This is a genomic window from Marinomonas profundi (assembly GCF_020694005.1).
In the GTDB taxonomy this organism is placed as follows: Bacteria; Pseudomonadota; Gammaproteobacteria; order Pseudomonadales; family Marinomonadaceae; genus Marinomonas; species Marinomonas profundi.
In genome coordinates this window covers 1,689,669-1,708,823 of the sequence record NZ_CP073013.1, presented here as the reverse complement: position 1 = coordinate 1,708,823, position 19,155 = coordinate 1,689,669, and the positions used below count along the sequence as shown (strand labels likewise).

Here is a 19,155-nt window from a genome sequence, read left to right as displayed (position 1 = left end):
CTATTTTTATTGTCTTTCCCCTTTATCCTTGTTGAATAAAGGGGCTTTTTCAAATAAGTGTCTTTTTAGAATATGTATCTTTGTCTGATCGTTTCGATACTCGACACGTTAGTAACCGCTAAGTTAGAATTTTTGCTCTAAAATTGCAATCAAACATCAGACTGGCTTATCAACTGAAACAAAGCTAACACAACAAAAGCCAACGGCTATTCACTCAGCGTTATGATGCACGCCTCAAAATATCAGCCATATTGTCTTCAATCCAATCTGCTAAACTGGCCACTCGAACCGCTACCTCGGCCCCCAATGCGGTCAAACTGTACTCCACATGCGGCGGCACAACGGGGTAAGCCGTACGCAAAACAAAACGATCTTGTTCTAGCGCTTGCAAGGTTTGTGCGAGCATTTTTTCACTGACGCCATTAATCGTTCGTCTCAGTTCACTAAAACGGTGTGTTTGACCATCTCTTAAGGCCAGTAAAACCAAAACCCCCCAACGACTGGTAACGTGATTCAACACATTACGAGAAGGGCACTTATCCGAGAAGACATTACCGCGATGTATTTGAGCCGATAAACCGGACTGTTTGATCTCGTCATAGGCTTGATTATTTTTCTTCATACTTACCTTTTTGTATGTACTTACTAAAAGTTTGTTAGTGATATATTCTACTTCCATCAACGTAAAATTCAAAGGAGAATAGTATGATTTTAGTAACTGGTGCATCGGGTCAACTTGGCCGTCTTGTTATTGATTCCCTCTTAGCAAAAACAGCGGCAAGCAACATCATCGCCGCCGTTCGTAACCCAGACAGCGTAAAAGATCTCGCTGAAAAAGGCGTACAAGTAAGACAAGCAGACTATTCGCAACCCGATAGCCTAGTGGCTGCATTTGCCGGCGTAGAAAAAGTATTGCTTATTTCTTCCAGTGAAGTCGGTCAACGTACTGCTCAGCACAGCAATGTCATCAACGCCGCCAAACAAGCGGGTGTTTCTTTGATTGCTTACACCAGCATTTTAAAGGCCGACACATCCCCCCTTATCTTGGCAGAAGAGCACCTAGCGACAGAGAAACTATTAGCGGAGTCTGGCGTGCCTCATGTACTGCTGCGCAATGGCTGGTACTCAGAAAACTACACAATGAGCCTAGTCACCGCGTTAGAACACGGCGTGGTGGGTTGTACTGAAGAGGGCAAACTCGCTACGGCAACGCGTGAAGATTATGCAGCCGCCGCAGCCGTCGTTCTGTTAAAAGACGGACAAGCTGGCAAAGTATACGAACTGGCTGGCGACAAGGCTTTCACACTAAGCGAATACGCCGCCACCATCAGCAAGGTGTCAGGCAAAACCGTGGCCTACCACAATGTTCCAGAAGCGGAATTCACCAAGATTTTGGTTGGCGCAGGCTTACCAGAAGGCTTTGCCGCTATCCTTGCAAACGCTGAAGTCGGCGCCTCCAAAGGCGGCTTATTCAGCGCCAGCAAAGACTTATCGACTCTGATTGGCCGTCCAACCACGTCCATTGAAGACAGCATCAAAGCCGCGTTGTAAGTTGACGCAGTGACAGACTAAGGCAAAGTCATTCACCTTATTCTGTCACCTACATTTTTATAAAAGGTACATTTGTTTAAGAAAGATGTGCTTGTCGCTCTAGCCATTCAAAAAACTGCATGGCTTCCACAGAGATTTCTGGACCAGATTTACGCACCAAATAGAAGGATTCACTCGCGGGAATACGCAGGTTAAAAGGTTCTACCAGACGGCCATCAACCAGCATATCTTCCACCATGGAAGATCTTGCTAAAGCCACACCAATCCCCAGCTCTGCCAAACGTAACGACGCCAATAGGGTATCTACTTGCATTCCTCTTGATGGATCTACGTCAGCTTCATTGACCATAGACAACCAATAACCCCAACCCTCCTCGTAACCTAATACATGCAATAAAGTATGGTCGACAAGATCAGCAGTGGTATTAAGCGGTAAGCGCTCTAGCAGCTCGGGTGAACAGACGGGAAATAAACTGTCCCAACTTAAACGCTGAGATACATAACCTAGCCATTGACCATTCCCCCAGCGAATTTCAAAGTCATCATCGGCTTCTGAGTCTTTCACCCACAGGGAGCTGATATATCGAATATCGATATTGGGGTACAGACGATGAAATTTCGTTAATCTTGGTGCCAGCCAATGAACGAAAAAAGACAAGCTACCGCGAATTTTAACCGGGGTTCGCTGATCTTGGTTAAACAGCTCATTAGTCGCTGCCGCCAAGCGGGAAATAGAATCCTGTACTACCGGAAGATAAGACATACCTTCGTCGGTAAGCGCGAGCCCTCTAGGCAGGCGAGTAAATAAGGATACGCCTAGGTGGCCTTCGAGCAAGCGTATTTGTTGACTAACAGCTCCTTGGGTTAAGTGCAGCTCTTGTGCCGCCTTGGTAAAATTCAGGCTGCGCGCAGAGACCTCAAAGGTTCTTAACCAATTTAACGGAGGAAGTGACTTTTGGTTCATTTAGTACTTTAACCATCGTTCAAAAAAAGCGAAGCGTTAGAGTACCTGACCTAAAAAGCGTTGCAAGCGCGGATGATCAGAATGAAAGAAACGCTCTGGGGATTCTTCTAAAACAAGCTCTCCATCTTCCATAAACACTACGCGGTCTGCGACTTCACGAGCAAAGCCCATTTCGTGCGTTACTACCACCATAGTCATTCCCGCACGGGCGAGTTCTTTCATCACGTCCAACACTTCGCCAACCATTTCAGGGTCAAGCGCACTGGTCGGCTCATCAAATAAAAGCACTTTGGGCTTCATTGCTAACGAACGAGCAATCGCTACGCGCTGTTGCTGGCCACCAGACAAACGTGACGGAAAATTCCCCATGCGATCAGCAAGCCCAACTCGCTCTAGCAAATCAACGGCCGTTCGTCGTGCCTCCGACTTGCTTTGCTTAAGCACTTGCATTGGTGCCAACATTACATTGCCTAGCGCGGTTTTATGGGGAAACAAGTTAAACGCTTGAAATACCATGCCCACTTCTTCGCGTACCTTATTGATGTTGGTGCGCTTATCAGTAAGGTCCACTTGATCTAACAAAATACGGCCAGATGTGATGCTTTCTAATTGATTAATGGTACGTAAAAAGGTCGATTTACCCGAACCACTTGGCCCAATAATAACCACCACTTCACCTGGCTGAACATCTAAGGAAACGTCCTTAAGAGCGTGGCAACCATTAGGGAAAACCTTGTTTACCTTACGCGCTTTAATAAGTGCGCGCAGGTTAGATTGCTCTGTCATTGGATCAATCACTGACCGATAACCTCTTTTCTAAACACTGAATAAGCAAAGATAAGCCGCCTGTCACCACCAAATATAAAACGGCGACCGTAAACCAGACTTCAAATGGCGCAAAACTGCCGCTGACGACTTCGCGACCCGCCTTGGTTAAATCGGTAATAGAAATAACCGACACCAGCGAAGAGTCTTTGATCAGATTAATAAACTGCCCAGCGAGCGGTGGTAAGGTACGTTTAATCGCCTGTGGCATGATGACGTACACCATGGCTTGCACATAATTCATCCCAAGAGAGCGCGCCGCCTCCATTTGCCCTGCAGGAACAGACTGAATTCCAGCTCTTACTATCTCGGCAACATAGGCACCAGTAAAAATAGACAAGGCTGCGACACCAGAAGTGAAACGGTCTAAATCAAATACGGTACCAATAAAGAAATACACGATGAATATCTGTACGAGCAGGGGCGTACCACGGATGACTTCCACATAAGTCACCGCCAAATTTCGCCATACTTGACCCTGCGCCACACGCATCAAGCCAAACATTACCCCCAATAACACGGCAAATATCAGCGAGACGAATGAGATTTTAATGGTAACCCATAATCCTTCTGCAATAGGGCCAAAGCGCCAGCCATCAATGCGTGCAATGGTGTCCCCTTGGAAAATCAAATCACCATCTCGAGCCACTAGAGTGTCGTAGGCATTAACCATCTGGGAGTCATCACCATAATCGGGTTCAATAGATAAACGGCCTGCTTTATTAACCACAGCGGTGCCATCCGTTATCGCCACAATGTCTTGGGATTCGGTGTTAATGATGTAGGGCCACAGGCGTTCCCAATGCCAAGAGTAATTGATCTTCTGACCTGCGAAGTACACACCAGAAACCAGTAAAGCCATGATCACTAGGTATAAACCGTGTCCAAGCCAACGTGAAGATTGTGTTTGCATGAGCTCTCTTAAATATAAAAAGAGCCTATATAATATAGACTCTTTGAAACGCGATAATTAACATCTATGTTTACTGAATGCTATCGACCCAAGCATCAGATTTAAACCACTTGTCGTAAATACGATCGTAAGAACCGTCTTTTTTGATCTGCACAAGATAGTTATTTAAGAAGTTTAGGAAATTCGGGTCATTTTGACGAATCGCCCAACCTAACGGCTCATAGGTGAATGACTGGTCCAAGTGTACGACTGTGTCTTTATGCTGAGATGCATACAGCGCATTGTATGGCAGGTCATAAACAAATCCATCCGCTTTTCCATTTGCGACTTGAAGCACGGCGTCTGCAGAGGTTTCAAATAGGTTTAACGTTGCTTTTGGAAAGTATTTTTTCGCTGCTTGCGCGCCAGTGGTACCAATTTGAGACGACAAGGTGTATTTCGCATCGTTCAGATCACGGTAAGACGTCACTTTGCCTTGTAAGTCAGGCTTGATAAGAACGGTTTGGCCGATTTCGATGTAAGTATCTGCAAACATAACTTTCAAGTTACGCTGCGGTGTAATCGCCATGCCACCAATAATAATGTCGCACTTGCCCGTTTGTAGAGCAGGAATGATACCGTCCCAAGCCGTATTGACTGGCACAAACTTCACATCCATCGAACGTGCCATATGCTTAGCCAGATCGATATCAAAGCCGATAAAACGGCCATCTTTACTCTTCATTTCGAAAGGAATGTAACCCGCCTCAAAGCACACCTTAAGCTCACTGCTGGTCAAAATGCTATCAATAGCAGAATCGGCAGCGTAACTGTTAGCAGAGAACAAAGCTCCAACCAATGCTAAGCCGGACAGGGCTTCTTTAAGACTAACTTTCATATTATTCCTCTCGCTGTTCATCCAATATGCGATAAAACGCATGAATCTCGACATTATAGGGGGGTATTTGGCGGACAATATAACGGAAATGGGAACGTAAGAATAACTATTGAATTCGCCCCTAAGACCAATGTTTTTTAATTGATAGAGGATGATTTTTAATGGATAAGGCCATTATAGACATAAAAACCTGAAATTGACCCAAATTTTATAATAAAACTAATTTCTATCTGTAGAGCTCATGGTTAAAATGCCCAGTATTAAAAATACTGGGGACGGTAATGCAATCAATCACTATTCTAGATGGCGGCATGGGTCGCGAATTAGAGCGTCGCGGCGCTCCCTTTAAACAACCTGAATGGTCCGCTTTGGCCATGATGGAAGCACCAGAAATAGTTAAAGAGGTCCATAAAGCCTTTATTGCAGCAGGTTCTCGCGTTATCACCACTAATAGCTACGCATTGGTGCCTTTCCACATTGGTGAAGACGTGTTCCAGCAACGCGTGACGGAACTGGTGATTGAATCGGCCCGCGTTGCTCGTGAAGCAGCACAAGAAGCCGATGCTGAAGTGAAAATCGCTGGCTCTTTAGCTCCCTTATTTGGTTCATACCGTGCTGATTTGTATGAAGCAGATCGTGCCGAGCAAATTGCTCGTCCAATCATTGAAGCCTTAGCACCACGAGTCGATCTATGGCTCAACGAAACTCAAAGTTTGCTCGCTGAAACCCTGCAAATGAAAGCGTTAGTGGATGAGATCGACGACCAAAGCAAGCCTTACTGGGTTTCCTTTACTCTTGAAGACTCTGAGCCAACAGATCAACCACGCTTACGCTCTGGCGAAACCGTCAAAGAAGCCGTTGCCGCCATGGCCAAAGCCGGAGTGGATGGCATTCTGTTTAACTGCTGCCAGCCTGAAATTATTGCCGATGCGATCCAAATCTCAAAAACCGTACTGTCCGATATCAATGACAAAGTACAACTAGGCGCATACGCCAATGCGTTTCCTCCTCAACCCAAAAATGCGACGGCAAATGATGGTTTGGACGAACTACGTAAAGACCTATCACCTAGCTCTTATCTTGTTTGGGCACAACGCTGGAAAGAGCAGGGTGCTACCTTGATTGGCGGCTGCTGCGGTATTGGGCCAGAACACATTAAAGCGCTATCCGAACAGCTTTAAGATACAAAAAGGGAAAGCGCCCCTCGCTAATTACTCCATATACTAAAAAGCCCCAGCTTCTTCAAACTGGGGCTTTTTTATTGATCAATCAAACACTTATACGTCTAGGTTGGCGACGTTTAAGGCGTTGTCTTGGATGAAGTTACGACGTGGTTCGACTTCGTCACCCATTAAGGTGGTGAACATTTGGTCGGCGGCGACGGCGTCGTCGATGGTCACGCGGAGCATGCGGCGAGCTTCTGGGTCCATGGTGGTTTCCCAAAGTTGTTCTGGGTTCATCTCTCCCAGCCCTTTATAGCGCTGGATGGTCATGCCACGGGAGGCTTCTTTCATTAGCCAGGCTTTCATCTCGCTGATGGTTTTCACGCTTTCACGACGTTCGCCACGCTGAATATAAGACTCTTCGCCAAACAATTCACCGACGGTTTCCGCCATAGCAACGATACGTTTGTACTCGGGCGAATTAAAGAAAGCGCCTTCAAAACGGTAACGGTTAGAGACGCCGTGAGACATGATGTCGACGATTGGCAAGTAGATATTGCGCTCGTCGTCTTTTTCTACCGAGAAGTCGAAACGGAAACCCGTGCGTGCATCTTGTGGCATTTGACTGCGAATGGCGTCAACCCATTCCAAGACAATAGATTCATCGGTTAAGTTTTCTTGCGTAAGCGCTTTGCAGTACAGAAGTTTTCCCATAACATCTTTTGGGTACACTCGAGACAAACGATCAATGTCGGCTTCGATTTGAATGTAATCACGGACTAATTTCGCTAAATGCTCGCCTTGGATGCCTGGTGCTTCTTCGTTAACGTGCATGTGAGCGCCGTCCAGCGCCACTTCGATCAAGTGTTGATTCAATGCCGCTTCGTCTTTGATGTACTGTTCTTGCTTGCCACGTTTGATTTTGAACAACGGCGGTTGGGCAATAAAGATATGACCACGTTCGATGATTTCTGGCATTTGACGGAAGAAGAAGGTCAACAGCAGGGTACGAATGTGCGATCCATCCACGTCGGCATCGGTCATGATGACGATGCTGTGGTAACGCAATTTGTCGGCGTTAAATTCGTCACGACCGATACCACAACCGAGTGCGGTAATCAGGGTGCCGACTTCAACCGACGCTAGCATTTTGTCAAAACGGGCTTTTTCGACGTTTAGAATTTTACCTTTCAACGGCAAAATCGCTTGGGTACGACGATCACGACCTTGTTTTGCCGAGCCACCTGCAGAGTCACCCTCCACTAGGTAGATTTCAGAAAGCGCGGGGTCTTTTTCCTGACAATCGGCCAATTTACCCGGTAAACCGGCGATGTCTAACGCGCCTTTACGACGTGTCATGTCACGAGCACGACGCGCCGCTTCACGGGCACGAGCGGCATCGATCATCTTATTAACGATAATTTTCGCTTCGCCAGGTTTCTCAAGTAAATACTCAGAGAAACGTTTGGTCATTTCTTGCTCTACGGCGGTTTTTACTTCAGACGACACCAACTTGTCTTTGGTCTGAGAAGAGAATTTTGGATCCGGTACTTTTACCGAGACGATGGCGGTCAAACCTTCGCGGCAGTCATCGCCCGTGGTGGCGACTTTTTGCTTTTTCGCTAAGCCTTCTTTCTCGATGAAGGTGTTTAGGGTACGCGTCAAGGCACCACGGAAACCGGCAAGGTGGGCACCACCGTCGCGTTGTGGAATGTTGTTGGTGTAACAGTAGATGTTTTCTTGAAAGCCTTCGTTCCACTGCAATGCCACTTCTACGGCGATGCCATCTTCTAGGTCATCACGCTGGCAAATGAAGTGAAAAATATCGTTGATTGGCGTTTTGTTGGTATTCAAATGCTCAACAAAAGAGCGCAAACCCCCACTGTAGTTAAAGAAGTCTTCTTTGCCAGTGCGCTCGTCTTTCAATTTGATGGCAACACCCGAGTTCAAGAACGACAATTCACGTAGTCGCTTCGCCAAGATGTCATACACAAACAAGATATTGTTAAAGGTCGCTGGAGAAGGTTTGAAGTGCACTGTTGTGCCTGCGCCATCAGAGTCACCGACGATAGACAATGGTGCTTGTGGCACGCCATGCGCATAAAATTGTTCGTATACTTTACCGTTTTTGCGGATGGTCAAAGTAAGTGCTTCAGAGAGGGCGTTTACTACCGAAACCCCCACGCCGTGAAGACCACCAGACACCTTGTATGAGTTATCGTCAAACTTACCACCAGCGTGAAGGACTGTCATGATCACTTCCGCTGCAGAAACGCCTTCTTCTTCGTGTATATCGACCGGAATACCACGGCCATTGTCCGAAACAGAAATCGATTCATCTGGGTGAATCAGTACGGTAATGGTGTCACAGTGACCTGCAAGGGCTTCATCGATGGAGTTATCCACGACTTCAAACACCATGTGATGCAAACCTGTGCCATCATCCGTATCGCCAATGTACATGCCGGGGCGTTTACGTACGGCATCTAGCCCTTTGAGCACCTTGATACTGGACGAATCGTAATTATTTTCACTCATTTAACTCTCCTGCAAACCTTTGCTCAATAAAGACAGCTCGCCATGGTTCATGGAAAACTGACGAACGTCTGTGGTGTCGGCCCACGTAAAATCCGTGGTATCAGGCTCGACACTGGTAATAAAAATTTGGCTGTTTAATGACTCCAACAACTGACAAAGCTTCTGTCTGTGGTTGGCGTCCAACTCGGCTGGTAAATCATCCACTAAAAATACCAGCGGGCGACCCATATCGATCAGCAATTGCCCTTGGGCAATCTTCAGCGCAGAAACCACCAATTTTTGTTGGCCGCGAGACAGGGTATCAAGCGCATCTCCCGTCGCGGTTTTCACACGTAAATCGGCTCTTTGAGGGCCGGTGTGCGTGTAACCGAGTTCGATATCTCGCTCACGTCCCGCTTCAACGGCCACTTGCAAGCTTTTCTGTGCATCCCAGCCTTGGAAGAACTGTAGACTCACCGAAAGCTCTGTGGTTAATAGCGATAAAACCTTCACAAAATGCGGGGTTAATTGCTCCACGTAGGCTTTGCGAGATTGATTCACTTGCTCACCCAGTCGGATCAATTCCTGATCAAATGCCGCCAATAAACTGTGGGATATTTTACCACGTCTGAGCAAGGTATTCCGCTGTTTTAATGCTTTTTGCCAGCCTCGCCACGCCTGAATGAAGTCTTTATCAAAATGGAACGCGCCCCAGTCAATAAATTGGCGTCGAATGCTCGGGGAACCTTCTAATAATCGAAACGCATCGGGGTTAATCAGCTGCACGGGGAGGCGTTCGGCCAGCTCGACAACCGATTGCGCTCGCTGTCCTTGAATACGCACGTCAATGTGACCATCACGATAGCGCTGCAAGCCGACACGAATCGGGCCGCCTTGTGGTTGATGAAGTTGCGCAAAGACAACGCAGGCATCATTTTCGTGCTGAATATAGGTTTTATGCTTGTGACTGCGAAAGGAACGACCAAACGACAACAGATGAATGGCTTCCAAAATGGAGGTTTTACCACTGCCATTTTTGCCAACGATCACATTTACTTGGGGCGAAGGTTCAAAGCGCACACTAGAAAGGTTGCGAACATGAGAGATGTCCAAACGCACCAGCGGCATAACACTAAAACCTTAATTAGGGGAGAGAAGACAACCCGCTTGGCATGTTAACGAACTAAATCGCCAAGCGGGTGATAGGTCTATCATCTAACAAATGACTAAAGACGCATCGGCATCACAACGTATTGTGCGGCGTGGCTTTGCGCTTCTTCGATCAAGGCGCTGCTGTTGGAGTCGTTCAATGACAAACGCACTTCTTGCGCGTCGACGACACCCAGCACATCTAACAAGTAACCCACGTTGAAACCGACTTCTATATTATCGCCTTGGTATTGCACCAACACGGATTCTTCGGCTTCTTCTTGCTCTGGGTTATTGGCAAACACTTGCAACATGCCGTTAGACAAAATCAAACGCACACCACGGTATTTCTCGTTAGATAGAATCGAGGCACGTAGGAAGACTTGGCGTAATTCCAAACGATCGGCAATGACGATTTTTTCATTATTACGCGGAATAACACGATGATAATCTGGAAACTTACCGTCGACCAATTTCGAGGTAAACACATAGTCAGCGACTTTAGCGCGAATATGATTTGTCCCTATGGTTAACTCAACCACTTCTTCTGTGTCGTTTAGCAAACGGTTTAGTTCCAACACCCCTTTGCGAGGTACGATCACTTGGGTCAAATCGCCGCTGACTTGCGCGTCTTCAACCGCTGTCGCTAAACGGTGTCCATCGGTTGCAACCACACGTAGCTGACCATCGGCGACTTCTAACAACATGCCGTTAAGGTAATAGCGCACATCTTGGTTCGCCATGGCAAAGCCCGTGCGGTCGATCAAACGACGGACACTGTTTTGCGCGATAGAAACCGTTAAATCGCCTTGCATGTCTTGGATATTAGGAAATTCATCCGCAGGCAAGGTAGACAAGCTAAAACGTGAACGGCCAGAGCGAATCACCGCTTTTTGGTCATCCAAGGTGAATTCAATCACCGCGCTGTCTGGTAAGCTTTTGCAAATGTCCATTAATTTACGAGCGGGTACCGTAATTCGGCCTTCCTCGCATTCATCTAATGGCACATGGCCAATCAGTTCGACTTCTAAGTCAGAACCGGTAAGCGTTAATACTTGGTCTTTCACTTCCACCAACACATTGGCCAAGACCGGCATGGTTTGTTTGCGCTCTACAACGCCAGCCACTAATTGAAGGGGCTTAAGAAGCGTCTCGCGGACGACTGAAAATTTCATTATTTTCCTCGTAAACTCAAAGTCTTAGACCATCAGGTGGTCAGAATTCGCATCAATTGTTTGTAGTCTTCACGAATATCGGAATCCGTGTCTTGCAGTTCTTTAATCTTGCGAATCGCATGCAAGGCCGTGGTATGGTCGCGGCCACCAAAGGCATCACCAATCTCCGGCAAACTGTGATTCGTTAACTCTTTTGCCAACGACATCGCCACTTGGCGAGGACGCGCCACCGAGCGGCTACGGCGCTTCGATAACAAATCACTGATCTTAATCTTGTAGTATTCCGCCACAATGCGCTGGATATTATCGATGTTTACCAGCTTATCTTGCAAGGCCAAAAGGTCTTTTAACGACTCACGCACAAAATCTGGCGTAATGGCTCGTCCAGTAAAATGCGAGTTGGCAATAACCCGTTTAAGCGCGCCTTCTAATTCTCGGACGTTTGAACGTATTTTCTGCGCAATAAAAAAAGCCGAATCATAAGACAGCTTGATGCCACTTTCATCCGCTTTACGCATCAAAATCGCCACTCGTGTTTCCAGTTCCGGTGGCTCAACGGCGACCGTTAACCCCCAACCAAAACGCGATTTAAGACGATCTTCCAAGCCTTGAATCTCTTTAGGATAGCGGTCACAGGTCAAAATCATCTGCTGACCACCTTCTAATAAAGCGTTAAAGGTGTGGAAAAATTCTTCTTGCGTACGGTCTTTGCCAGCAAAGAACTGAATATCGTCGATTAATAACGCATCCACAGAACGATAATAACGCTTGAAATCGTTAATCGCATTCAGCTGTAATGCTTTTACCATGTCGGCCACAAAGCGCTCAGAATGCAGGTAAACCACCTTGGCATTCGGATTATGGCGCATCATTTCAGTGCCGACGGCTTGCATTAAGTGAGTTTTACCCAGACCAACGCCACCGTAGATAAACAGCGGGTTGTAAGCGCCGCCGGGGTTCTCCGCCACTTGCAAGGCCGCGGCGTGAGCGAGCTGGTTGGATTTGCCTTCGATGAAGTTATCAAAGGTAAATGAATTGTTCAGATTCGCGCCGTGATTAATACCGCCTTCTACCTGCACTTTACGTTTGGGTGCCGTTAATGGCAGTTGACCCTGTTCGTAAGGTTCAAGTTCGCCGCGCAAGCCTGCGCCAGACAAGGTTAATGGTGCTTCAAATTCAAGGTCAGCATTGGCGCTGCCTTCTTCATCATCCATTAAGCCAAACCCTGGGCGATAACCAGACTCTCTTGCCACTTCATTATTCAACGGGTTGATAGCCGGTTCACTGGAGACCGGAGGCGGTGGCGACGTTCGATTTGCTTGAGCAAAGTTTTGAGTCTTTACTTCTAACGTTAAAGCCGGGGCAAGATCGTCGCCCGCAAACTCAGACAACAACTCTTTTATGCGCGTTTGATATTTGTTACTCACCCAATCCAACACAAAACGGTTTGGTGCACTTAGGCACAATTCGCCATTCGGCATCATTTCAGCCTGTAATGGACGAATCCAGGTGTTGAATTGAGATGTGGAAAACTCACCCTGCAAGCGCTGCAGACAAAGATTCCAATGCTCCAAAGACACTGTAGACGTACTCCCTGGTTGAGTGACAGACAAGGAGCGGATTTTACATCGGGCTTTTAAAGTTATCCACACATAAATAGAAAAAAACCGAATTCGACGCTAAATCTAAAAATGTTAATAACAATCAAGGTTATGCACAGCGGGTGATAAAAGATCAATCATGTGCATAAAAGGGTAAGTTATACACATAATAAGCGACCTTTATTTTTACCTTGTGCACAATTTAAAAAGGTTTCATCTATTTGATTTTTATACACATAAAATAAAAAAACAGCACACCTGTGGATAATAAATTTTTCAGCGAGTTTTTTTATCCACCAACAGAGTAAAACTCTGTGGGTAAGTATTTAATAGATTGTATCGCTATTTTTTTCATAATTAAGCGGTGTAAGCATTGAATTTACTGGGGAAAGGCTCTAAAATCCGCGCCCTGATTTGACCAATCAAATGTAGAGGCTTGGCGATCGCTAACCCTCAAAACTCAAACACTGCATTCAGTGAGAGAATTAAGATGAAAAGAACTTTCCAACCTAGCGTTCTAAAACGCAAACGTAACCACGGTTTCCGTGCTCGTATGGCTACTAAAGGCGGACGTCAAGTTATCGCTCGTCGTCGTGCTCGCGGCCGCAAGGTTCTAAGCGCATAAAACCGCTGATGACCGAATATTGTTTTCCTCGGCATGTCAGACTTCTGAATGCCGGGGATTATCAATCCGTCTTTAACGACACCACCTCCAAAGTCTTCGCTGGCGAATTTCTTTTATTGGCACGAAAACGAGATGACAACCAAACTCGGTTGGGTCTTATTGTGTCGAAAAAAACAGATAAGCGTGCCGTAGGCCGGAATCGTATCAAACGCTTGGTGCGTGATTCCTTTCGCCATCACAAAATTCCACTGTCCGGCTTGGATATTATTTTCTTAGCACGACAAGGCATTAAAGAGCTAGACAACGCCACTTTGCACAGCCGACTCGAAAAAGCATGGGATCAGTTAGCAAAAAAAGCCCTAAAACCCGCCCAAAATAAAAAACGCGACCAAGATAAGCAGAAATAGGCTGAAAAAACTGCCAAAGGCTGGTTTAATAGCGCGTGATTTTTATAAGGGTTCAATGAACCTACTTGTCCAACCAAATAAATTAGTTGAATACCATGGATTTCAGACGTTACTTTTTATGGGGTGCGCTTTTTATCAGTGGCTACCTACTGTTTTTACAGTGGAGCCAAGATTATGGTCCTCAGTCCACTCAAAGCGTAGCTCAAAGCACTCAGAATCAATCTGAGGCGAACCCTCAAATGAGCGATGATTTGCCTTTGGCAACTCAAAGTACTAGCGATGCTAATGCCGAAATTCCACAAAGTGCGACAAAACTCGCACCTGGAAAATTGATTGAAGTGACAACCGATACCCTACGTGTTGCCATTAACCCAGTCGGCGGTGACCTAGTTGAAGCGGCGCTTTTGGATTACAAAAAAACATTGGATAAACCCGATTCTTTTGTCATCTTAGAAAACGGCGACGAACGCACTTATGTGACACAAAGTGGCCTAATCGGTCAAAATGGTCCTGATGCGTCACCACAAGGTCGTCCAGTTTACCAATCAGAGCAAACGTCTTACTCCTTGGCAGAAGGTGACGATTCGCTTGATGTAAACCTCTACTACACTGACGCGAAAGGCGTGAAATACACCAAAACCTTCCGTTTCACTAAAGGCAAATACCGTATTCGTCAGCTAATCACGATAGACAATACGTCTGCGGATACGTGGCGCGGTAATTTATTCGCTCAAATAAAGCGTGATAACTCAGAAGATCCAAGCAGCGCGACAAGTATGGGCCTACAGCCTTATCTGGGTGGTGCCGTTTCAGATGAGCAGAATAAATACAAAAAGATTTCTTTTTCAGACATGGAAGAGGAACCGCTTAAAACCACCACCACTCAAGGCTGGGTTGCGGTACTGCAACACTATTTTGTTTCTGCCTGGATCCCTGAACAAGGCCAAAAAGTCACCTTGCAAGCGCGAACCAATGGCGACTTTAACATCATAGGTTTCACCGGCTCTCCGGTTGAAATAGCCTCTGGCAAACAAGGCACGTTGAGCTCAACCTTTTATGTTGGTCCAAAACTTCAAGACCAGCTGGAAGAAACCGCAGAGAATCTAGATCTCACTGTCGATTACGGCTGGTTGTGGTGGTTAGCGAAACCGCTATTTTGGTTGCTTACCCTGATCCAATCTTTCGTGATCAACTGGGGTATCGCGATTATCTTGATCGTAGTGTGCGTAAAAGCCGTCTTCTTCAAGTTGTCTGCTGCTAGCTACCGTTCAATGGCAAAAATGCGCAAATTCGGCCCAGAAATCGCCAAGCTGAAAGATCAGTACGGTGACGATCGCCAGAAAATGTCGCAAGAAATGATGGCATTGTACAAAAAAGAGAAAATTAACCCGCTAGGGGGCTGTTTACCTATCTTGGTACAAATGCCGGTTTTCCTTTCTTTGTACTGGGTATTGATGGAGTCGGTTGAATTACGTCACGCACCCTTCTTCCTATGGATACATGACTTAGCGTCTATGGACCCTTATTTCGTACTGCCTATCTTGATGGGCTTAAGTATGATGGGCCAGCAAATGCTTAACCCAACACCACCCGATCCAATGCAAGCTCGAATCATGAAGATAATGCCCATCGCATTTACCTTCTTCTTCTTGTGGTTCCCAAGTGGTTTGGTGTTGTACTGGGTGGTTAACAACACCTTATCTATCGTACAGCAGTACATCATTACTAAGCGCATCGAAAAAGAAGCCTGATACTCAACAGGCTCAGGTTTCGATTAAAAGGCTTCCCAGTGGGAGGCCTTTTTTACGTTTAGATTGCCATGTCAGCTAGGCTAATAGACAATTGCCCGATTGCTAGCCATTCTTTTTTACCGTACCACAGCACAGAGTTTGATTATGACCGATTTCCAATACGCCACAGACCAAGACACCATCGCCGCACAAGCCACGGCTCCCGGCCGAGGTGGCGTAGGGATTATTCGTTTATCAGGGCCAAAAAGCCTTGCCATCGCCAAGCAGATTATCGGCTTCGAACCCACGCCACGTTACGCGCATTATGTGCCCTTCAAAGGCGCGCAAGACGAACAACTCGACATGGGCTTGGCGCTGTATTTCCCAGGGCCCAACTCCTTCACTGGCGAAGATGTTTTTGAACTGCAAGGCCATGGCGGCCCCGTCATTATGGACATGCTACTGAGCCATTGTGTGACGCTTGGCGCGCGTTTAGCCCGTCCCGGTGAATTCTCCGAACGGGCTTTTATGAACGACAAAATGGACTTAACCCAAGCGGAAGCCATTGCCGATTTGATCGACAGTACCTCGGAGCAAGCCGCCAAATGCGCGTTGCGCTCCTTACAAGGGGCGTTTTCAAAACGCGTAGACGAACTGGTTGAAGCCTTAATCCACCTGCGTATTTATGTCGAAGCTGCGATTGATTTTCCGGAAGAAGAAATCGATTTTATTGGGGATGGCAAAGTCGCCGCAGAACTGACCGGCATTCAAAGCAAACTGGCCGAGGTACTCAAAGAAGCAAGCCAAGGCGCCTTGATTCGCGAAGGCATGAACGTGGTCATCGCAGGCCGCCCCAATGCCGGTAAATCCAGCTTATTGAATGCCTTATCTGGTAAAGAATCCGCCATCGTCACCAACATCGCAGGCACCACGCGTGACGTCTTGCGCGAACACATTCATCTTGATGGCATGCCGCTGCACATTATCGACACTGCCGGTTTACGTGACAGCCCAGACGAAGTCGAGCGCATCGGTATTCAGCGCGCATGGGACGAAATCAGCAAAGCGGATCGCATCTTAATGATGGTCGACAGCCAATCCATTGATTCAAAAGACCCAAACGAAATCTGGCCTGAATTCATCGAAAAACTGGGCAACACCAAACACCTTACCTTGGTACGCAACAAAGTCGACTTGACCAAAGAAAGCACGGGGCTAGAAATGATCTCAGGTGTCTCTGTTGTCTCTCTATCGGCCAAAACAGGCGAGGGCGTTAGTGATTTGACGGAACACCTAAAAGCCGTCATGGGCTTCGACAGCACCACAGAAGGCGGTTTTATCGCGCGTCGTCGTCATATTGAAGCACTCAACAAAGCCAAGCGCTTTTTAGACGCCGGCAACGAACAACTGCACGGCTACGGCGCAGGGGAATTACTCGCAGAAGACCTAAAAGAAGCCCAACAAGCCCTCAGTGAAATCACCGGCGCCTTCACCAGCGATGACCTACTTGGCCGCATCTTTGGCTCGTTTTGTATCGGGAAATAGAAATACGTTAATGAACAAATGAAAAAAATTCCGTGCTCTAAGCCATAAGGTTTAGAGCACGGAAAGTCTCTAACCCACGGTCATTTTGACTTTCGGGTAGCGGACTTTTTTGCTTCTTGGGCTGGCGAGGAAGTAGGCGAGTGTGAGTGGCCCAAGGCGGCCAATAAACATCAAGAAGATGATGATGCCTTCCCCCGTGTTACTCAAGGAACCGGTTAAGCCACGAGAAAGGCCAACCGTACCCAATGCCGATACGGCTTCGAACACCACGTCGATCATTTGCGCGTGTTTTTCACTTATCAATAGCACAAATATGGCCAACCAAGTCACACCAATAGAAATCATGCTCAAAGCCAGCGCTTTGCTGATCACTTCCTTAGGAATCTCGCGTTTAAATACGTTCACTTCGTCATCACGACGCAGGTAAGCGTAAGTTGCTAGCACCAGCAGCATAAAAGTCACCACCTTTATGCCGCTGGCGGTACTCAAAGACCCACCACCAATGAACATCAGCACCAACATCAGCGCGGTCGTGGCATCTCTTAGTTCTTCAATGGCGAGCGTGTTAAACCCTGCCGTACGTGGTGTCACCGCTTGGAACCAAGACGCCAGCCATTTGCCTGTTTCGCTCAGTGGGCCAAGGGTTTTCGGGTTGCTGTATTCGATAAAATAGATGGCCAGCAAGGCAACAAGATTAATAATAATGGTGCCGGTAATCATCATTTTACTGTAGGGCGAAAGCCTCGCCCAACGACGATTTTTTATGAGGTCAATCCATACGGAAAAACCCAAACCACCGATAATAAACAGTCCGCTGATGGTCAAATTCACCACAGGATCCGCCACGTAGGGCATTAAGCTTGCAGAGGACAAGGCAAATCCCGCGTTATTAAAAGCGCTAATGGTGTAGAAAAAACCATGAAATAAGCTGGTTTTCCAACCTAATGTATCACTCCAATGTACTGCAAGAATCAACATGCCGATCACTTCGACAATCAAGGAGAACAGCAACACAGACTTCGCCGTAGAAACGATGGTAGAGGCGTCAGTTTGATTAAAGGCTTCAATGGCGACGGTACGCTGAAGAAAACCAATACGACCACCCAGCGCGACGAGAGTGACGATAGCGAAGGTCATTAACCCCAGGCCACCGCACTGAATCAGTAGCGCAATCACCACTTGCCCAAAGGTAGTAAATACCGTGCCCGTGTCTTGAACTACCAAGCCTGTTACCGTGACTGCTGAGGTCGCAGTAAAAACACTGTGTAACCAAGAGATAGGTTGTGTGGTCGCCATCGGCAATTTAAGCAACAAGGTACCAATTAGAATTAATAATAAGAAGCCACCACACAAGATTAAGGGTGGCGCCGCCATGATTTTTTTCGCCGCTTTGGGATGACGCTCTATGGCGATTACGGCGGGGTCCCAGTTCATCATCTCAAGCCAGCCTTGGTGCGATGTGTTTTAGTTCGCTACGCAGACCGCACAGTAACAAGATATCTTTTTCTTTCAACACAAACGCTTTATCCAATTGCAAAAACGTCTCTTGCTCTCGTTTGATCATCACCGCGTCGACTTTTCCTTTTGCTGGGTCTAAAACATCGCCAAGAGGACGTCCGTCTAGCTGTGGTTTGATGTGAATCTCCACCACATATAAACCGTGGCCAATAGACAAATAATCGTTCACCATCGGGTAATTCAGCGCCTGAGCAACACGCATGCCCATTTCTTCTTCAGGGTGAATAATACGCGCCACGCCAAGTTTGGAAACAATCGTGTGATGAGCGCGGCTACTGGCCTTGACCCAGATTTCTTTCACACCAAGCTTTTTCAGTGCCAGAATACACAACAGGCTGGATTCCATGTCTTCACCAATGGCCACCAGCACCGCATCGCTATTAATCAGATCAAGCTCTTTTAACGCATTTTCATCGGTGGAATCACAAATCATCACTTGAGTGAAATCATCGACATATTTCTCCGCAATTTTGGCGTCTCGATCCACGCCGGTGACGGTATGACCCAGATAAATCAGCTCCATACTGGCGGCAACCCCGAAACGCCCCAAACCAATCACCGTAAAATGCGCCATATTAATTACCTTTTATTCATG

General features: G+C 46.9%; 17 protein-coding genes. 6 read left to right on the top strand and 11 right to left on the bottom strand.

The window, feature by feature from the left end; all coding sequences use genetic code 11:
* Positions 1-220: 220 nt before the first annotated feature.
* Complete coding sequence (locus J8N69_RS08020) at positions 221-622, bottom strand: winged helix-turn-helix transcriptional regulator (RefSeq protein ID WP_211084914.1); 402 nt, start codon at positions 620-622, stop codon at positions 221-223.
* A gap of 83 nt (positions 623-705) precedes the next feature.
* On the opposite strand from J8N69_RS08020, the gene J8N69_RS08015 reads away from it, so the two are divergent.
* Positions 706-1,551 carry an SDR family oxidoreductase gene (locus J8N69_RS08015; RefSeq protein ID WP_168823704.1) on the top strand — a complete coding sequence of 282 codons (846 nt, stop codon included), beginning with the start codon at positions 706-708 and terminating at the stop codon, positions 1,549-1,551.
* Positions 1,552-1,627: 76 nt separating this feature from the next.
* On the opposite strand, the gene J8N69_RS08010 is transcribed toward J8N69_RS08015, so the two are convergent.
* The 4 genes from J8N69_RS08010 to J8N69_RS07995 form a co-directional block, all read right to left on the bottom strand.
* Positions 1,628-2,515: a LysR substrate-binding domain-containing protein gene (locus J8N69_RS08010; RefSeq protein ID WP_168823705.1), complete on the bottom strand. Its 888-nt coding sequence runs from the start codon at positions 2,513-2,515 to the stop codon at positions 1,628-1,630.
* 36 nt (positions 2,516-2,551) lie between these two features.
* Positions 2,552-3,301, bottom strand: coding sequence for an amino acid ABC transporter ATP-binding protein (locus tag J8N69_RS08005; RefSeq protein WP_168823708.1), 750 nt, complete (start codon positions 3,299-3,301; stop codon positions 2,552-2,554).
* Between the two features lie 4 nt (positions 3,302-3,305).
* Entirely contained in the window at positions 3,306-4,253 is a 948-nt protein-coding gene (locus J8N69_RS08000) for an amino acid ABC transporter permease (RefSeq protein WP_168823709.1), read from the bottom strand.
* A gap of 70 nt (positions 4,254-4,323) precedes the next feature.
* Positions 4,324-5,130: a transporter substrate-binding domain-containing protein gene (locus J8N69_RS07995; protein ID WP_168823711.1), complete on the bottom strand. Its 807-nt coding sequence runs from the start codon at positions 5,128-5,130 to the stop codon at positions 4,324-4,326.
* A 281-nt stretch (positions 5,131-5,411) separates the two neighbouring features.
* Here J8N69_RS07995 and J8N69_RS07990 point away from each other — a divergent pair, with 281 nt between their 5' ends.
* Complete coding sequence (locus J8N69_RS07990; RefSeq protein WP_211084916.1) at positions 5,412-6,311, top strand: homocysteine S-methyltransferase family protein; 900 nt, start codon at positions 5,412-5,414, stop codon at positions 6,309-6,311.
* A gap of 96 nt (positions 6,312-6,407) precedes the next feature.
* Here J8N69_RS07990 and gyrB read toward each other — a convergent pair whose 3' ends face one another.
* The 4 genes from gyrB to dnaA form a co-directional block, all read right to left on the bottom strand.
* Positions 6,408-8,831: a DNA topoisomerase (ATP-hydrolyzing) subunit B gene (gene gyrB / locus J8N69_RS07985; protein ID WP_168823713.1), complete on the bottom strand. Its 2,424-nt coding sequence runs from the start codon at positions 8,829-8,831 to the stop codon at positions 6,408-6,410.
* The gene (gene recF, locus J8N69_RS07980; protein WP_168823715.1) at positions 8,832-9,938 is read right to left on the bottom strand and encodes a DNA replication/repair protein RecF; all 1,107 of its coding nucleotides are present in this window, start codon (positions 9,936-9,938) and stop codon (positions 8,832-8,834) included.
* A 98-nt stretch (positions 9,939-10,036) separates the two neighbouring features.
* Positions 10,037-11,134, bottom strand: coding sequence for a DNA polymerase III subunit beta (gene dnaN / locus J8N69_RS07975; protein WP_168823717.1), 1,098 nt, complete (start codon positions 11,132-11,134; stop codon positions 10,037-10,039).
* A gap of 32 nt (positions 11,135-11,166) precedes the next feature.
* A complete protein-coding gene (gene dnaA, locus J8N69_RS07970) occupies positions 11,167-12,714 on the bottom strand; it encodes a chromosomal replication initiator protein DnaA (RefSeq protein ID WP_168823719.1) in 1,548 nt (515 codons plus the stop codon).
* Positions 12,715-13,225: 511 nt separating this feature from the next.
* On the opposite strand from dnaA, the gene rpmH reads away from it, so the two are divergent.
* The 4 genes from rpmH (at position 13,226) to mnmE (ending at position 17,042) form a co-directional block, all read left to right on the top strand.
* A complete protein-coding gene (gene rpmH, locus J8N69_RS07965; RefSeq protein WP_012072147.1) occupies positions 13,226-13,360 on the top strand; it encodes a 50S ribosomal protein L34 in 135 nt (44 codons plus the stop codon).
* A gap of 8 nt (positions 13,361-13,368) precedes the next feature.
* Positions 13,369-13,767: a ribonuclease P protein component gene (rnpA, locus tag J8N69_RS07960; protein WP_168823721.1), complete on the top strand. Its 399-nt coding sequence runs from the start codon at positions 13,369-13,371 to the stop codon at positions 13,765-13,767.
* A gap of 95 nt (positions 13,768-13,862) precedes the next feature.
* Positions 13,863-15,518 (top strand): membrane protein insertase YidC, encoded by a 1,656-nt coding sequence (gene yidC, locus J8N69_RS07955; RefSeq protein ID WP_168823722.1) that lies wholly within the window; start codon positions 13,863-13,865, stop codon positions 15,516-15,518.
* Positions 15,519-15,662: 144 nt separating this feature from the next.
* Entirely contained in the window at positions 15,663-17,042 is a 1,380-nt protein-coding gene (mnmE, locus tag J8N69_RS07950) for a tRNA uridine-5-carboxymethylaminomethyl(34) synthesis GTPase MnmE (protein WP_168823723.1), read from the top strand.
* 69 nt (positions 17,043-17,111) lie between these two features.
* On the opposite strand, the gene J8N69_RS07945 is transcribed toward mnmE, so the two are convergent.
* Both J8N69_RS07945 and J8N69_RS07940 read right to left on the bottom strand, forming a co-directional pair.
* Positions 17,112-18,479 carry a TrkH family potassium uptake protein gene (locus J8N69_RS07945; protein WP_168823724.1) on the bottom strand — a complete coding sequence of 456 codons (1,368 nt, stop codon included), beginning with the start codon at positions 18,477-18,479 and terminating at the stop codon, positions 17,112-17,114.
* A 1-nt stretch (position 18,480) separates the two neighbouring features.
* Positions 18,481-19,134, bottom strand: a complete 654-nt coding sequence (locus J8N69_RS07940; RefSeq protein WP_168823725.1) for a potassium channel family protein — start codon at positions 19,132-19,134, stop codon at positions 18,481-18,483.
* Positions 19,135-19,155: the final 21 nt, after the last annotated feature.

What these genes read in the sequence shown, in the direction of transcription:
- J8N69_RS07945 (WP_168823724.1), bottom strand. Translation starts at nt 18,479, where the DNA reads ATGATGAACTGGGACCCCGCCGTAATCGCCATAGAGCGTCATCCCAAA.
- gyrB (WP_168823713.1), bottom strand. Translation starts at nt 8,831, where the DNA reads ATGAGTGAAAATAATTACGATTCGTCCAGTATCAAGGTGCTCAAAGGG.
- yidC (WP_168823722.1), top strand. Translation starts at nt 13,863, where the DNA reads ATGGATTTCAGACGTTACTTTTTATGGGGTGCGCTTTTTATCAGTGGC.
- J8N69_RS08020 (WP_211084914.1), bottom strand. Translation starts at nt 622, where the DNA reads ATGAAGAAAAATAATCAAGCCTATGACGAGATCAAACAGTCCGGTTTA.
- J8N69_RS07940 (WP_168823725.1), bottom strand. Translation starts at nt 19,134, where the DNA reads ATGGCGCATTTTACGGTGATTGGTTTGGGGCGTTTCGGGGTTGCCGCC.
- recF (WP_168823715.1), bottom strand. Translation starts at nt 9,938, where the DNA reads ATGCCGCTGGTGCGTTTGGACATCTCTCATGTTCGCAACCTTTCTAGT.
- J8N69_RS08015 (WP_168823704.1), top strand. Translation starts at nt 706, where the DNA reads ATGATTTTAGTAACTGGTGCATCGGGTCAACTTGGCCGTCTTGTTATT.
- mnmE (WP_168823723.1), top strand. Translation starts at nt 15,663, where the DNA reads ATGACCGATTTCCAATACGCCACAGACCAAGACACCATCGCCGCACAA.
- J8N69_RS07995 (WP_168823711.1), bottom strand. Translation starts at nt 5,130, where the DNA reads ATGAAAGTTAGTCTTAAAGAAGCCCTGTCCGGCTTAGCATTGGTTGGA.
- J8N69_RS08000 (WP_168823709.1), bottom strand. Translation starts at nt 4,253, where the DNA reads ATGCAAACACAATCTTCACGTTGGCTTGGACACGGTTTATACCTAGTG.
- J8N69_RS08005 (WP_168823708.1), bottom strand. Translation starts at nt 3,301, where the DNA reads ATGACAGAGCAATCTAACCTGCGCGCACTTATTAAAGCGCGTAAGGTA.
- dnaN (WP_168823717.1), bottom strand. Translation starts at nt 11,134, where the DNA reads ATGAAATTTTCAGTCGTCCGCGAGACGCTTCTTAAGCCCCTTCAATTA.
- rpmH (WP_012072147.1), top strand. Translation starts at nt 13,226, where the DNA reads ATGAAAAGAACTTTCCAACCTAGCGTTCTAAAACGCAAACGTAACCAC.
- J8N69_RS08010 (WP_168823705.1), bottom strand. Translation starts at nt 2,515, where the DNA reads ATGAACCAAAAGTCACTTCCTCCGTTAAATTGGTTAAGAACCTTTGAG.
- J8N69_RS07990 (WP_211084916.1), top strand. Translation starts at nt 5,412, where the DNA reads ATGCAATCAATCACTATTCTAGATGGCGGCATGGGTCGCGAATTAGAG.
- rnpA (WP_168823721.1), top strand. Translation starts at nt 13,369, where the DNA reads ATGACCGAATATTGTTTTCCTCGGCATGTCAGACTTCTGAATGCCGGG.